This is a genomic window from Parvibium lacunae (genome assembly GCF_003335215.1).
GTDB classification, from domain to species: domain Bacteria; phylum Pseudomonadota; class Gammaproteobacteria; order Burkholderiales; family Burkholderiaceae_D; genus Parvibium; species Parvibium lacunae.
Window position 1 is genome coordinate 220292 of the sequence record NZ_QPGB01000002.1, and the last position, 15440, is coordinate 235731.

Here is a 15440-nt window from a genome sequence, read left to right on the forward strand (position 1 = left end):
CTCCCCCTTATACCGTTGCTAGTGGTAAGGAAAAATAGAAGGTTGCCCCTTCACCCGGAATCCCCTTACCCCATGCCTGACCACCGTGACGCATGACAACCCGCTGCACAATCGCCAAACCAACACCGGTTCCTTCATATTCATTGACACTGTGCAGGCGCTGAAAAACACCGAATAGTTTATGGGCATATTGCTGATCAAAACCAACACCATTATCACGGACATAAAATGCACCGCTCTCAACACCAGCGCTGTAGCCAATTTCTACACGCGGTTCGCTGGATTTTTGCGAAAACTTGCAAGCATTGCCAATCAGATTCGCCAGCAATTGTTGCAGCAACGTCGGGTCGCCTAATACAGGGGGCATGGCATAAACAGCAAGCTGGTGTTGGGGCCACTGCTCTTGCACTTCATGGCAAAGACGCTGGGCTAAGGCTTGCATATCAACCCATTCCGATTTCATTTCGGTCCGGCTGATGCGCGCATAACTTAATAAATCTTCAATCAATTTCGCCATTTTTTCTGCATTCCGACCGATCCGCTGCAAATAAAGGCCCCCTTGTTCATCCAGCTTGTCCTGATACTCCTGCTGGACAATCGCACTAAAGCCAGAGATTGCGCGTAGCGGCGCACGCAAGTCATGGGCGACGGAATAAGAAAAGGCCTCCAACTCGCGATTCGCCTGTTCTAGCGCCGCAGTCCGGGCAATGACTCGTTCTTCCAACTCGGTATTCATACGTTTCATTTCGCGCTCGGACCATTTTTGCGCAGAGATATCTCGAACCTCAATTTGCTGATAAGGCAAGCCATCAATGTAAACCGTGGAGCTCGCAATTTCGACTTCTAACTCACTCCCATCCAAACAGCGTAATGCACTCTCTCGATAGGTAAACTGCTTGATATCGGTACTGGTCTGATGAATTAGCTCCATCATCGCGGGACGAAATATCGGGGCAGTCATTTCCAGCAGGTTACGCCCGATGAGTTCTTCGCTCGACATGGCGTGCATCATTTTGACAAAAGCATGATTGGTGTAAAGTAAATCACCTTCACGATGAATACAAATCCCATCGACCGAAGCCTCAACCATGCGCCGATAGCGGGCTTCACTCTCACGTAGCGCACGCTCAGCACGCGTGCGATCAGTAATATCAATAGCCATCGCCAGAAAACCCAAGACTTTACCTTCGCGGCTGCGCAGCGCAGCGTTATACCACTCACAGACCAACTCTTGGCCGCCAGCAGTTACATTGACGTTCACACCCCGCACCATACTTTCGCCCTGACGTAAACGCTCCGTGCGTTGCTCGACCAACTCAATATCTGTTTTCGCAACGATGGTTTCTTCGGCACGCTTACCAATGACATCTCGTAAACGATAACCAAAGAGACTTTCGGCAGCGGGGTTCCAGTATGTAAAGCGTTGCTGACTGTCTTTGATCACACAAGGAATGGGCATTAACATCATCTGTAATTGCTGCATCTCCAGTAATTGAGATTTTTCCTCAAGCAGCGCAATTCGATCGAGTTCCATTTGCATTCGTTCACTGATATCCATCAGACTGGCACGAATAATTGTTTTACTCCGATGGGGCATCGCTACTAGGCGCAGTTCGCAGTGGATGACCCGACCATTGGCATGTCGCAGTGTCCATTGAGTCGTGACGATATGTCCAGATGCAACTTGTGCAGTAATCTCACGTGCTTTCGAAAAGGTATCTTCCCCGGCCTGGGTATCGGTACAAAAATGACGTGGGCTCGTTCCGATAAATTCTTCGCGAACATAACCCAGCATCTTTTCTGCCGCCGGATTAACGTCGATAATTCTCAATGGCTCTAGCGTAAATAAAATAATCGCTTCAGGCGCATTCTCTACCATCGTTCGATAACGCGCCTCGCGCAATCGTAGACTTTGCAACAAACGTTCTTTACCAAGACTGAGTAGGCCAATTGCATTCGCGATAAAAACGCTAATCAGTAAAAAAATTTGGAGTAGTAAATTTCCTTGAATACTTAATACCGGGCCGAATAAAAAAGTAAATTGACTGACATCACCCACCTGCTCAATAAGCCCCTGAAAAATCCGCATGGTCTGCAGGTTAGCGGTGATCAAGAACCAAAGAATCACGATCATCAGCACGCGAATCTGACTTTGTAGCGCAGCATAAAATAAAATCCCGGAACTCAACACTAACCATAAGGTATGGATCAGTGTTTTACCAATCCCTCCAGGTAAAGAGGATGCACCGAGCCAGCTCATAACACCAGAATCGGGTAACCAAGTTGCCAGCACAATCAATAACAGGAGCCCCTTCTCTCGCAAGTTAATATATAAAAAATAGCGCGGTTTGAACCATAAAAGCAGCCCTGGCATCAATGCCAGCAGCAAATAGAAATGTGTTGCCCCATACGCAAATAAACGTGGCCAGTGTTCATGGATCGACCAACCCAATAGCGTGGCAATCAGCGCGGGCAGTAAAATACTTAATGGCATTAATACAAACAATAATCCCAGTCCATAACGGGTATAGAGTGATAAAGATCGGAAATGAAGCTGCACCCCAAGCACCCGTCGCGTCAACCCTGCCGCACACATAGCCAGTAGTATGGTGGCAATCACAAATAGCTCGCCCCAGGTAATTACTTGAGTGAGTCCTGACTGAGTGTTGGGTAAACCTCCAGATGGATAGACAAGATTCATCACGTATAGCATCAGCCCTGCACTCAACAAATAGCGATAGCCATAAATCGCTGCCAGTGCAGCCATGGGCGCAACCAATATCGCCAGTGGCAAGAAACAGGCACCGGCATTGATATTGCCCAAGTCTGCGAGCTGGGCACAGAAAGTCCGCTGCAACAGTGTGTTTGTCAGGAAGTATAAAAGTGCCGTAATGGGTACGATCAAACCATGAAACAAGACTTGCGCGGCAATACCCCAGCGTTGACGTTGTGCCAAATAACGGGAAAACAGGGCAATTCCTGCTTTGCTAAAACGAGCGATTGGCTGCAGCAATGAGGTGATAGGTGCGCTGAGTTTCTTGAGGTAGCTGACGACACTCTCTAGCCAACGATAGCGTGGTCTTGGCCGCAGTGTTGGATTGATAGAATAAGTGATCGTGTCAGAGGGCCAGTCGCTCTCATCGTCCCAGCTAGGGCTGGCTTCCCGCGCGCGGGGGGTAGGTTCTTCTGAGATCGAAAAATCAGGTGCGGGCGTCATGGTTAGTCCGCAAACGCAAGGTTATCCCTGCCAATCGCGGAGCCGAACACGCATTCTGGCAATCGCTTGACTGTGAAGTTGGCAAACACGAGATTCTGTGACCCCCAGAATGGCGGCAATTTCACGGAAGTTTAATTCTTGTTCGTAATACAGGCCCATTAACATCTGCTCACGCTCGGGTAAGTTTTCTATTGCCTGGATCACCGCCCCACGAAAACGCTCGTCACCGAGAATATCAATCGGATTCGAATCTTCGTCGGCGATATTGCGATCCAAGAAAGGATCGCTGCCATCGTCATCGTCATTCTGATCAAAATAGATTAATTGATAGCCGCGCGCACTCTGCAGCATCTCTTGATATTCTTCCAGCTTAACGCCGAGTTCCTTCGCCATCTCGCCTTCATTTGGAATACGCCCTAAACGATGCTCAAGCCGTTGCATGGCATTTTCTATCGTCCGCTGGGTTTTTCGCAAACCTCGGGGCAGCCAGTCTCCTGAGCGTAGCTCATCTAGCATGGCGCCGCGAATCCGCTGCGTAGCGTAGGTCTCGAATTGAGCACCCTGCCCTTCTTCAAAACGCGAAACGGCATCCATCAGACCAATCAAACCAGCTTGAATCAAATCATCGAGTTGCACACTCGCAGGTAGTTTTGCCAACATGTGATGCGCCATGCGTTTTACCAAAGGCGCATATTGCTCGACATATTGATCACGGTCTAATTTGCCCGTTGCATTGTAAAGATTCGCGGTTTTAACCATGCCTGTTACTTATCGTTGCGCGATAGCGCTCAAAGGCCTATCAGCAATATTTATTCAAAGGTACAAGGGCACTGCCCGATCAGACCGCAAAAAGCATTGCCACAAATACGTTGGTACCTTACCTCGACACAGGCACAAACACACTGCGCAACCAAGCGCAAATTTGCTGCTGCGACTGACCAAAAAATGCACTAAAACTGGCTGGAAAAGTCAAACTGCCGGGACTGACCTGCCAATCAAGCCAATATGGATGATAAGGGATTATGCGCGGAGATTCGAGGCCTGCCGGCGGCTTTTTCAGGAAAAACGCTGATTTTTCCTGGCTGGCGTGCCTATTTTCCTGGGTTTTGCTGGCCTTTTGCGACAAACGCTGCGGTTCTAATACCCAATAATCAACACTCACCCCTGACTGGCTTAATTTTTCATAAAAAGGCAGCCCTTGCCTATCACCTTGCGAAACATGCGTATCGGCGGCACTAATCAAGCGCAATCGCTTTGGCCCTAGGGTCTGTAATAACCCCTGACAGAGCTGTAATAGCGCACGTGAATGCCACACCGCGGGAAGATGGGGGATATGCAGCAGAATCTGATCAGGGCAATCTGGCAAGACGGTGAAAGCCTGCAGCCAATCACGGATCCCATTCGGCGTTTGCAGCAGCGCGGGTAAGCCGCGTGCCGCCATCATCAGGGTAACTCCAGACGTCAGTGGCGTGCTAACTTGATGGTAGGGTTTATCTCCCTCCAGCAAATGCAACAGGTCATAGCGCGTTGTAATACCCGCCGCTGAGGCTAGGTTAACCAAGCTACTTGGGCACGCCTCGACCATCAACACCCGTTGCTGTTGCTGACGTAGCATCTGTGCCGCAGCCAAGATCAGATGAGGCAGCGTTGGTGAAGCTGAACAACTGTGCACGATAGTCACGTGGGGCAATGTCGCCGTTTGAATCACGCTCTGGGGCGCAGCAGACTGGGCCATCGCAGAAAACATATGGCGCAAACCAGCAGCCTGATCGGCTTGAATCATGGGCTTTGCAGAACGCATCTGGTTTTCTCCTTAGCTTAGACTGCTGGCATCGTGACGTTGGTCAACAGACGGCGATCACGTTCCTCATCACGCATACTAAACAAAGGATGATTCGGCGCTTTAAGGGCGCGATGCAATAACAATTGTGGGTTCGGGGCGTGAAAATCTTCAGGAACACGCTGACCATTGCAAACAAATTGCAGTTTTAGTTTGTGACGCATTAAGACGTCCAGCACGCCACCCGTTTTCATGGCCTCATCCAGCTTACTGATTAAAGCCCCACTCAAACCCTGGCCATGCTGCGGCGCATTATAGGTGCGCACCACATCTTCCAGGACTTCGGTTTGTGCGGCAGCATTTAATACGAGCATGCGCTTTATGGTCGGGTCAGACAGCATCGCCAACTGTTCAGGGACGCGACTATCACGCTGGCCCATTCCAACGGTATCAATCAAGACCATTTTCTTTTGCGCCAATAAGCCCAACATAGATTGCAACTCTGCCGTGGTGTGCGCGGTATACACTGGTACATTCAAAATTTTTCCATAAACCCGGAGCTGGTCCTGGGCGCCAATCCGATAAGAATCGGTGGTGATCAACCCCAATGATTGAACGCCCCAGCGCATGACACAGTGGGCCGCCAATTTTGCCGTGGTGGTGGTTTTACCCACCCCGGTCGGCCCCACCAGCGCATAGACCCCCCCCACACTGATCATGTCATCCGCGACCAGATTTGAGACAGTTTGAGAAGCCACTTTCGCGACCTGCAGGTTATGTTGTAAGACTTTATACAGCCAGTCATGGGCCGCTTTTTCACTGTAATCATCGGGGAGCTTCTCCACAATCGCCCGCGCATAGGCTGTCGAAAAACCGGCTTCAACCAATGCCCCCCATAAGCTGGCGCGCAAGGGGTTGCGCTGAGCGCTATCACGCCAATGCAAGGCCGCTTGCTGTTCTTGCAAAAGCGCCCGCATGGTTTTGAGTTCTGCTAGCACGGCAGCCTCAGAGACCTCATCAGTGCGGCTGACTTCCTTGCTTGGAACATTTGCCGATGCTGCAGGTAGGGCGCCCGCTGGGGGCGGCTCAGCCCGCTCCCGCGCGCCACGTGCTTGCGCCGCTAGTAAGGCTTCGACACCCGCCGGCACTGGGTTGGCTGGGGTCTGAGTCCGCTCGGCAAAACTGGGGCGACGGCTAGCTTGAGGCGCGGCCTTATTGCCCTTGAATGGCGCATGCGCCGAAGGCCGAATGGCTGCAAAGGGATTTGGCTCTTGTGCCGCTAATTGATCCGCCAAGGCATCCCAATTGGGTTGCGCAGCACCTGATTTAGCGGTGCTAGGCGATTTTTGCCGCCCACTCCGTGCCAATGGCGTCTGCTGCGCCATTTGTCGCCAGCCACCCAGATCAGCATCCTCCTCTTCGGGCAACAAGCCGCGCTGCAATTTCCCTGCGGTAAAGTGCAACGGCGGCGGCGACTGACGATGAGCCGGCTGATCACCGACCAATTCATCGACCTCGTCGGCTGGCATCGCAACCATTTCAATGCCCTCTGCCACCTGCCTGGAGGAAAGGATCATGGCGTCATCCCCCAATTCTGCACGCATCATCCGGAAGCACTCACGGGTCGTTTTGGCTACAAATTTTTTGACATTCATGCGCGCGCTCCTATCACACTACTAACTTTGATACTACGAGACTCGGGAATTTCAGCATGCGCCAACACCCGCAAGCGCGGCACCGCTCGCTTAAACATACGGGCCAATGGCAAACGAATTTTGTCTGGCACGAGCAGAACCGGGGCTTGCCCAAGCGCTTCTTGGCGCTGCGCGTTGGTGTTCATATCGCTGACCATCGTATCTGCCAAGCCAGGCTCCAAGCCCATTCCCTCATGGCTATTGCTGACGGTTTGTTGAATAATCCGTTCCAGATTCGGGTCTAACACCAACACATTCAGCTCACCCTGATGACCCGCCAAGCTCTGGACGATACTGCGCGCTAGCGCGATCCGAACGGCTGCGGTTAGCTCATCTACCGCCGTTGTCCGTGTTGCCTGCTCACACAAGGTCTCAATAATCGTCCGCAAGTCGCGTAAATGCACGCCCTCATCGAGTAAGTTTTGCAACACGCGCTGTACGGTCGCCAGGGGCACTAGCTTCGGCGTCAAATCTTCCACCAACTTCGGTACGCTCTTGGTAAAGTGCTCTAGCAGCGCCTGGGTTTCACTGCGTCCTAGCAGTTCTGCCGCATGGGTATGCAGTAAATGAGAGATATGTGTCGCTACCACGGTGCTAGCATCTACCACGGTATAACCCGACATCTGAGCCTGATCGCGTGAGCCCTTATCGATCCAGATCGCGGGTAAGCCAAATGCCGGGTCTTTGGTTGCTGTGCCACTGAGCGTTTGTGAAACACTCCCCGGATTAATCGCCATTAATTGATCAGTGAAAACCTCACCAACCCCAATCTCGACGCCTTTCAGTAAGACTCGATAAGCACTGGGCCGCAGCTCCAGATTGTCACGAATATGGACGGCAGGCGGCAAAAACCCGATTTCTTGTGCAAACTTTTTCCGAATTCCTTTAATTCTTTTGAGCAAATCACCATCTTGGCCGCGATCCACCAGCGGAATCAAACGATAACCGACTTCCAACCCCACCATATCCACCGGTTGAATATCGTCCCAACTTGCCTCAATTTGTTCACTGGGTTGGCTCGCCTGCGCCTGTGTTTGTACTGACGCAGCTTCTTGCGATGCTTGCCGTCGAGTTTTCTCGCCTTGCCACCATCCTAATGCCACCAGCCCTGCTGCAAAAATGAGAAAAACCAGATGTGGCATATTGGGAATCAAGCCTAGGGCACCGATTACCCCACCCGAGATCATCAAGACCTGGGGCTTAGCCAATAGCTGCTGGGCGACTTGTGAACCAATATCTTTACCATCACCGACCCGTGACACAACCAGACCTGCGGCAACCGAAATAACCAGTGCGGGAATTTGCGCGACCAAGCCATCGCCAATGGCTAGTAGCACATAGTTATTGGCTGCATCACCCGCACTCATATCATGCTGGACGATCCCCACAATCAAGCCGCCAATAATATTGATGAAAAGAATCAGAATCCCCGCAATCGCGTCACCACGAACAAACTTTGAGGCACCATCCATTGAGCCGTAAAACTCAGCCTCTTGGGTGATTTCTGTCCGGCGGCGTTTGGCTTCATCTTCTTTAATCAAGCCTGCGTTTAGATCCGCATCAATCGCCATCTGTTTGCCAGGCATGGCATCTAACGTGAATCGCGCAGAGACTTCCGCAATACGGCCGGCACCTTTGGTAATCACGATAAAGTTAATCACCATCAAGATGACGAAGACGATGATACCTACCGCAAAATTACCGCCCACCAAGAAATGGCCAAAGGCTTCAATCACCTTCCCAGCCGCATCAGGGCCAGTATGCCCATGCAATAGAACAACCCGGGTTGAGGCCACATTTAATGACAAGCGTAATAGGGTGGTTAAGAGCAGAATCGTGGGGAAAGCCAAGAAATCGAGTGGTTTGGTGGTGTACATGCTGGCAAGAAGCACCAGCAAGCCCAAGCCAATATTGAAGGTAAACAGTAAATCCAGAATAAAGGGCGGTAATGGCAAGACCATCATCGCCAATACCAGCATAATAAATATCGGGGCACCCAGGTTACGCGCCTGACTCAGATCTACGCGAATAGGACCAATCGCAATGTCACTCATGCTCTGCCTCGTTCAAGTATTAAGCGTGGACCCAACCATTCAGATCCATGAACAATCTCATTATTGAAGAAACTTGAGGAGCCTGATGCGTCAATTAAACCTATAAAGCGGCTTCAATTGCACGCTTGGCTGTCGCTTCTATGACTCGCGCTTGTTTTATTCAGCGCGCAGGCATTGCGTTGCACCAATCCGAGGATCGCAATCAATGACCTCAATTAGGCGACAGCCCCGGTTGCGGCTGGGTCTAGTTCTTTGGGAACAGGCAAATCGGCGGGTAGCGGCAGGTGGTGACGATCAGTCGGCAAGCCAGCGGCGCGGTGAGCCCGTAATTGATACACATACGCTAACACTTGGGCGACCGCGGTATAGAGCGACAGGGGAATTTCCTGACCTAATTCGGTATGGGCATAAAGCGCCCGCGCCAGTGGCGGGGCTTCTAAGAGAGGAATGTTGCTTTCCTGTGCAATTTCGCGGATGCGCTGCGCGACATGATCGGTCCCTTTCGCAACCACCAAAGGCGCCCGCTGCCCTGATTCCTGGTATTTAATCGCAACAGCATAATGCGTTGGGTTTGTCACAATGACATCCGCTTTAGGGACTTCGGACATCATCCGTTTACGCGCCATATCTCGCTGTTGCTGCTTGATGCGACTTTTAACGTGCGGATCCCCTTCGGTCTCTTTCGCTTCGCGCTTATATTCTTCCATCGTCATGCGTAGCTGGCTAAAATAGCGCCACGCTTGAAACGGTACATCCAGCGCGGCGATCAGCACCAACATGCCGCACAAGATAAAGAAATCTTTCAGTGCCAAGCCCATCAGATGGCTTAACGCTTGCTCAGTGGAATCCATCAACATACCCACAAACGCATCACGTTGTAACCACACCAGCCACACCCCCATGCCCCCGATCAAGAGTGACTTTAAGACGGCCTTGACCAATTCCCCCAAGCCTTGCCAGGAGAATATTTTTCCTAAGCCGCTGATAGGATCTAATTTTGTAAAGTCTGGCATGAGGGCTTTCGTGCTGTAGTTCCACCCTCCCAGCATGATTGACCCCAACAAAGCTAACACAGACGTCGCCACAATAAACGGCAAAACCAACTTTAGGCCCAATAACCCAAGGTCTTGCATGTGCGTTAACATCCCCGCTGGATCATGGCTATTGGCATGGTTAAAGCGTAACCCAACCAGCATAATCTCGCGCCCCCCGCTATAAAGCCAACTCGCGCCAAACCAACACACCGCCAATCCGCTGAGTGTTACCAAGGCCGTCACCAATTCACGCGAGCGCAGGACGTTGCCTTCTTCGCGCGCCTGATCAATGCGTCGTTGCGACGCCGGGAGGGATTTTTCTTGATCGCTTTCTTCTGCCATAACAGATAAGTTACCGTGAAGACGAATGGACTGTTGCACTGATTATGGCGTGAACATGAACGGGGCAATCACTGGATAAACCCAGTGAATTGCGCCTATTTTGGCGCATCAGGCGCCTCAGAAAACTGAGGCAACGTCAAAGAATGGATTTGATGGTGAAAATGACCGCTAATTGATTGAGTATCGCGCCAGTGAATCCATCAAACTAATGACAATATGATGGAAAGATTGATTCATGACCACAGACTGATAGCACTATGCAAAGCCCAGGGCGAAATGATCCATGTCCTTGCCGGAGTGGAAAAAAATACAAACATTGCTGCTTGTTAAAAATAGCGCAGCCTGGCCCGTTACGCGTAGAAAGCGCAGCCAATCAGCTCATTTCACTCCTACAACAAGCCATTCAGTTACATCAACAGGGTGACTACCCGGCGGCTGAAGCCGCCTACAAAGCCGTTTTAGAGCGAGATAGTCAGCAGCCGGACGCACTCCATCTCTTGGGTTTACTGGCCCACCAACACGGCCATCACGCGGTGGCAATAAGCTTGATCAATCAGGCGTTGGCACAACAAAACCTCCCTCCAACGAGCCAAGCCGCCATGCACTGCAATCGCGGTCTGGCGCAACAAGCCAATGGTGATTGGGGTGCAGCAAAACGGGATTTTATGCGGGCGATTGAATTACGACCTGATTTTCCGGAAGCCCACAATAATCTGGGATTACTGTTTTACCAAGAGACGGATTATGCTGCGGCCTGCCAAGCCTTCGAACAAGGCCTTGCCATTCAGGCGCAGGCATCGCAATTGCATAACAATTTAGGCTTGGCGAGACAAGCGCAGCATGATTGGGCGGGTGCTAGGCAGGCCTACCTAGCAGCACTCAGGTATAGTCCTCACTACCCTCAGGCATGGAGTAACCTGGGTAGCCTGTACTACTTGCAAGGTGAATACGGCGAGGCCGAGAAGGCCTTGGAACAGGCGAGGCAATTGAGCCAAACACAAGCGCTGAGTCACCTTGAATTGGCCCAACTGTGGAATCGAATTGGCTTAAACCAGGCAGCCCAAGGGCAGCCGGCGATGGCCCAGCAAGCTTACCAACAAGCGCTGAGTGTCAACCCCAATTGCGTCGATGCCCATATCAATATCGGTCTGCTTCAATACGATGCCGGGCAAGATTCATTAGCTGAAAGCGCCTACCGCCAGGCGTTACAGCGACAGCCAGACTCAGCGTTAGCATTGAATAATTTAGGCAACACCCTGGCCCGGCAAGGCCGGTTTGATGAAGCGGTTACCTGTTATCAACAAGCACTCCAACAGCAGCCGCACTATGCGGAGGCTTATGCCAATTTAGGGTTAGCATTGCGCGGCTTAGGTAAGGTAGATGCTGCCATTCAGGCTTATCAACAAGCGATTTCCTTAAAACCAGATTACGCCGAGGCCTACAGTAACTTGGGGAATGCCTTACGTGATCAAGGGCAATTTGATGCAGCAATCACGGCTTATCAGCAAGCGGTTAACGCCAAACCCGATTTCCCTCTCGCCCACAGTAACTTACTCTTTTTTCTGAATTACCACCCGACTTGGTCCGCCGAGAAAATTTTTGCGGCGTATCAAGACTGGGAACAAAAGCATGCTCACCGTTTTTATAGCAGTTGGCCTGATTGGCAAAGCCGGCGTGCCGAGTTTCTTAGCCAGCCCTCTCGCCGGCTGCGGGTGGGCTACGTTTCCCCTGATTTTCGCCGCCATGCTGCGCATCATTTTCTTGAGCCGCTCATCGAGCAGCATGATCAAACCGCTTTCGACCTATTTTTATATGCTGACGTGGCCCAAGAAGATGCGGTCAGTGAACGTTTCAAACAGACTGGCAGCCACTGGCGTAACACCTGCCACCTCAGCGATGCGGCTCTAGCGAGCCAGATACAAGCCGATCAGATCGATATTCTGGTTGATCTAGCAGGCCATACTGCTGGTAATCGACTCTTGGTATTTGCCCGTAAACCCGCGCCAGTGCAAGTGTCATCCTGGGTGGGCTATGGCTACACAACGGGTCTAACAGCGATAGATTATTTTATGCTGAGTGAGCAAGCAGCACGGTCTGAAGACCAGGCGGTATTCGCAGAGAAACTCTGGCCCTTGGCCTTTTCTACAGCGTTCCGGCCTTCTGACAACATGGGGGACGTGACGCCACTGCCCGCCCTAGAGCACGGCTACTTGCGCTTTGGCGTGCTCTCGCGCGCAATTCGTATCAATGCCCCCCTGATAACTGTTTGGGCAAAACTCCTGACGGCAATTCCGAATGCCAAGTTGGTGGTCGACAGCGTTGATTTCAAAGACCCAGCTCAACAAGATTGGCTGATACAACAGTTCAAGGCACACCATATTGATGCAACGCGCTTAGAAATCGGCTTCCACAGTCCTCCTTGGCCGATTCTGCAAAGCATTGATATTACGCTGGACTGCTTTCCGCATAACTCTGGCACAACCCTGCAGGAAAGCTTGTATATGGGCGTCCCCTTTATTACTTACGCCAATCGTCCCGGTGTCGGTCGCATTGGAGCAGGCGTCTTAGCTGATAATGGCTTGCAAGAATGGATCGCGTATTCCGCAGAAGAGTACATTGCCATCGCGCAATATTGGGCGGTTCACTTACCAGAACTGGCGAGATTACGACAAGGGTTGCGCGGGCGAATGCGCAGTGTTGGCGTTAGCAATGAACGCCGTTATAGTGCACAAATCGAACAGGCGTATCAAACGATGTGGCAACACTATCTGGACGGAGGGCTCAGCAGATGAAGGCTGTTATTCTTGCCGGAGGCTTAGGCACCCGAATTTCCGAAGAAACCCATTTGCGTCCTAAGCCGATGATTGAGGTCGGCGGTAAACCCATTCTGTGGCATATCCTAAAAATGTACTCCGCCCACGGCATCAATGATTTCGTCATTTGTTGTGGCTACAAGGGTTATGTCATCAAGGAATATTTTGCAAACTATTTCCTTCATATGTCAGATGTTACCTTTGACATGACCCAAAACCAGATCGAAGTTCACCACCACCATGCAGAACCCTGGCGAGTCACGGTAGTCGACACCGGAGAAAACACCTTGACCGGCGGACGCCTCAAGCGAGTCGCTGAATATGTGGAAAACGAGCCCTACTTTTGCTTTACCTATGGCGATGGCGTTGCTGACCTAAACATCGCTGACAGCATCCGCTTCCATCAGCAACACGGCAAACTGGCGACAATCACCGCCGTTCAGCCACCGGGGCGTTATGGTGCCTTGGAAATGGATGCCAACGGCGGCGTTACCGCATTTGCTGAAAAACCAAGAGGAGATGGTGGCCGCATTAATGGCGGCTTTTTTGTTCTCTCCCCCGCCTGTCTTGACCTGATCGCCGATGATCAGACCAGTTGGGAGCTAGAGCCCCTTTCCACGCTCGCGAGCACCGGAGAGCTCATGGCCTACAACCACCTGGGGTTCTGGCAACCGATGGATACCTTGCGGGAGAAAAATCTGCTGGAGGAGCTGTGGGCCAGCGGTCAGGCCCCATGGAAGATGTGGGATTAAGCGATGACAGGTCTCCTCGCCCCCCCCAATCCAAGCTTTTGGCGGCAGAAAAAAGTGCTTGTAACCGGCCACACGGGCTTTAAAGGCGCTTGGCTCAGTCATTGGCTACATCGCCTTGGCGCCGAAGTCATCGGGGTTGCGTTGCCCCCCCCGACAACCTCACCCAGCTTATTTTCTGCACTTAATTTAGACAAATATTGTCATCATCATATTCAAGACATTCGGGATCATGAGGGTCTAAACCACCTCATGCAGCAGTATCAGCCGGAGATTATTTTTCACCTCGCCGCGCAATCCTTGGTGAGAACTAGCTATCGCGATCCACTGACCACCTTCAGTAGCAACGTGATGGGGACAGTCCACGTGTTGGAAGCGTGCCGGCATCTTCCTACGCTACGGATGGCCTTAATGATTACTACCGATAAGGTCTATGCCCAACCCCAGCAAGGCGTGGTCTCAGACCTTGAGCATGATGAGTCATCGCGAGTCTCCCGTGGTTTTGCCGAAACCGATCGATTGGGCGGTCATGACCCCTACAGCGCCAGCAAAGCAGCCGCTGAACTCGCGATTCAAAGCTACATTGATAGTTTTCTGGGCCCCGCAGGCAAGCCGATTGCCGTGGCACGGGCGGGTAATGTGATCGGTGGTGGCGACTGGTCTGCTGAGCGACTGATTCCAGATGCCATTCATGCCTGGTCAACCGGCACCCCGCTGGAAATTCGGCATCCTGGCGCGATTCGCCCTTGGCAACATGTTCTGGAACCTTTGTACAGTTATTTACAACTGGCAGAGAAAATTTGGCATAGGCCGAATCTTGCAGGCGCCTATAACCTGGGGCCAGATCTAAACGCCACCGCTGAAGTTCAATCAGTCGTGCGGCTTGCTGCGCAGTGCTATCACCAACAGACAAGTCAACCCGCTACGGTTGATTGGCCCGCATCGTCCGAACCAACGGCTGCCAGTGCTACACAATGGCACGAAGCAGCATGTCTACGCTTGAATACACAAAAAGCGCTTGAGGTCTTTGGTCTACGGCCCGTGTGGCCGTTATCAGAAGCCATCGAACGGACGATTGCCTGGTATGCCCGCTTTCAGCAAGGCGATGCCGCGATGGCACTGTGCAATCAAGATATCCAGCACTTTGAAGCGTGTCTCAAAGGTCACACTGATACAACAGAAGACTGTGATGCCTAACCGGATAGACTCGCCCCAATTCAACGCCGAACCCCTACCGTTAACAGGTGCGTGGAAAATTCAGCGCAAGCGCCGTCATGATGAACGCGGGAGCTTGACACGCTTGTATTCAGATTCATTTTTTGCCAGTTTGGGTTGGGTTGGCTCGATTGTTCAAATCAACCACAGCGTCAATACTCAGGCGGGTACCCTACGCGGCCTACACTTCCAACTGGCACCATACAGTGAGTTTAAGTACGTGCTGTGCCTGCGAGGAAACGTATTTGATGTCGTGGTTGATTTACGCAGTAAGTCGCCGACCTTTTTACAGCATTGCGCCATAGACCTTGAGGATGATCAAGGGGTGTTGATTCCACCTGGCTGTGCTCATGGGTTTCAGACTCGAGTGGATGGATCTGAACTGATTTATCTGCATAACCAACCTTATCAGCCCGATGCTGAGCGCGGTCTCCATTATGCCGATCCACAGTTGCAAATCGCATGGCCACTGCCAATCAGTCAAATTTCTGAGCGTGACCAACAGCACCCCCCGCTCGCCTCGGATTTCAAAGGATTATGAC

The 15440-nt window shown here is 51.7% G+C and carries 10 protein-coding genes; 4 read left to right on the forward strand and 6 right to left on the reverse strand.

Features of this window, described 5'->3' with window-relative positions:
- Positions 1-7: 7 nt before the first annotated feature.
- The 6 genes from DU000_RS05110 to flhB all read right to left on the reverse strand — a co-directional run bounded on the left by DU000_RS05110 (position 8) and on the right by flhB (position 10160).
- Entirely contained in the window at positions 8-3217 is a 3210-nt protein-coding gene (locus DU000_RS05110) for a PAS domain S-box protein (protein ID WP_114402290.1), read from the reverse strand.
- Positions 3218-3238: 21 nt separating this feature from the next.
- Entirely contained in the window at positions 3239-3976 is a 738-nt protein-coding gene (locus tag DU000_RS05115) for an RNA polymerase sigma factor FliA (RefSeq protein WP_114402291.1), read from the reverse strand.
- Between the two features lie 118 nt (positions 3977-4094).
- The gene (locus tag DU000_RS05120; protein ID WP_114402292.1) at positions 4095-5018 is read right to left on the reverse strand and encodes a hypothetical protein; all 924 of its coding nucleotides are present in this window, start codon (positions 5016-5018) and stop codon (positions 4095-4097) included.
- Between the two features lie 17 nt (positions 5019-5035).
- Positions 5036-6652, reverse strand: a complete 1617-nt coding sequence (flhF, locus tag DU000_RS05125) for a flagellar biosynthesis GTPase FlhF (RefSeq protein ID WP_114402293.1) — start codon at positions 6650-6652, stop codon at positions 5036-5038.
- The gene (gene flhA / locus DU000_RS05130) at positions 6649-8745 is read right to left on the reverse strand and encodes a flagellar biosynthesis protein FlhA (protein WP_114402294.1); all 2097 of its coding nucleotides are present in this window, start codon (positions 8743-8745) and stop codon (positions 6649-6651) included. Before flhA ends, flhF begins: the two co-directional genes overlap by 4 nt.
- A gap of 215 nt (positions 8746-8960) precedes the next feature.
- Positions 8961-10160 carry a flagellar biosynthesis protein FlhB gene (gene flhB / locus DU000_RS05135; protein ID WP_240001811.1) on the reverse strand — a complete coding sequence of 400 codons (1200 nt, stop codon included), beginning with the start codon at positions 10158-10160 and terminating at the stop codon, positions 8961-8963.
- A gap of 218 nt (positions 10161-10378) precedes the next feature.
- Here flhB and DU000_RS05140 point away from each other — a divergent pair, with 218 nt between their 5' ends.
- Genes DU000_RS05140 through DU000_RS05155 form a run of 4 tightly spaced genes read left to right on the forward strand, consistent with a single transcriptional unit; the run spans position 10379 to position 15439 of the window.
- Positions 10379-12913 (forward strand): tetratricopeptide repeat protein, encoded by a 2535-nt coding sequence (locus DU000_RS05140; RefSeq protein ID WP_114402296.1) that lies wholly within the window; start codon positions 10379-10381, stop codon positions 12911-12913.
- Positions 12910-13686, forward strand: coding sequence for a glucose-1-phosphate cytidylyltransferase (gene rfbF, locus DU000_RS05145; protein ID WP_114402297.1), 777 nt, complete (start codon positions 12910-12912; stop codon positions 13684-13686). Before DU000_RS05140 ends, rfbF begins: the two co-directional genes overlap by 4 nt.
- Before the next feature lie 3 nt (positions 13687-13689).
- Positions 13690-14880 (forward strand): CDP-glucose 4,6-dehydratase, encoded by a 1191-nt coding sequence (gene rfbG / locus DU000_RS05150; RefSeq protein ID WP_114402298.1) that lies wholly within the window; start codon positions 13690-13692, stop codon positions 14878-14880.
- Entirely contained in the window at positions 14873-15439 is a 567-nt protein-coding gene (locus tag DU000_RS05155; protein WP_114402299.1) for a dTDP-4-dehydrorhamnose 3,5-epimerase family protein, read from the forward strand. Before rfbG ends, DU000_RS05155 begins: the two co-directional genes overlap by 8 nt.
- The last annotated feature ends 1 nt before the right edge of the window (position 15440 follow it).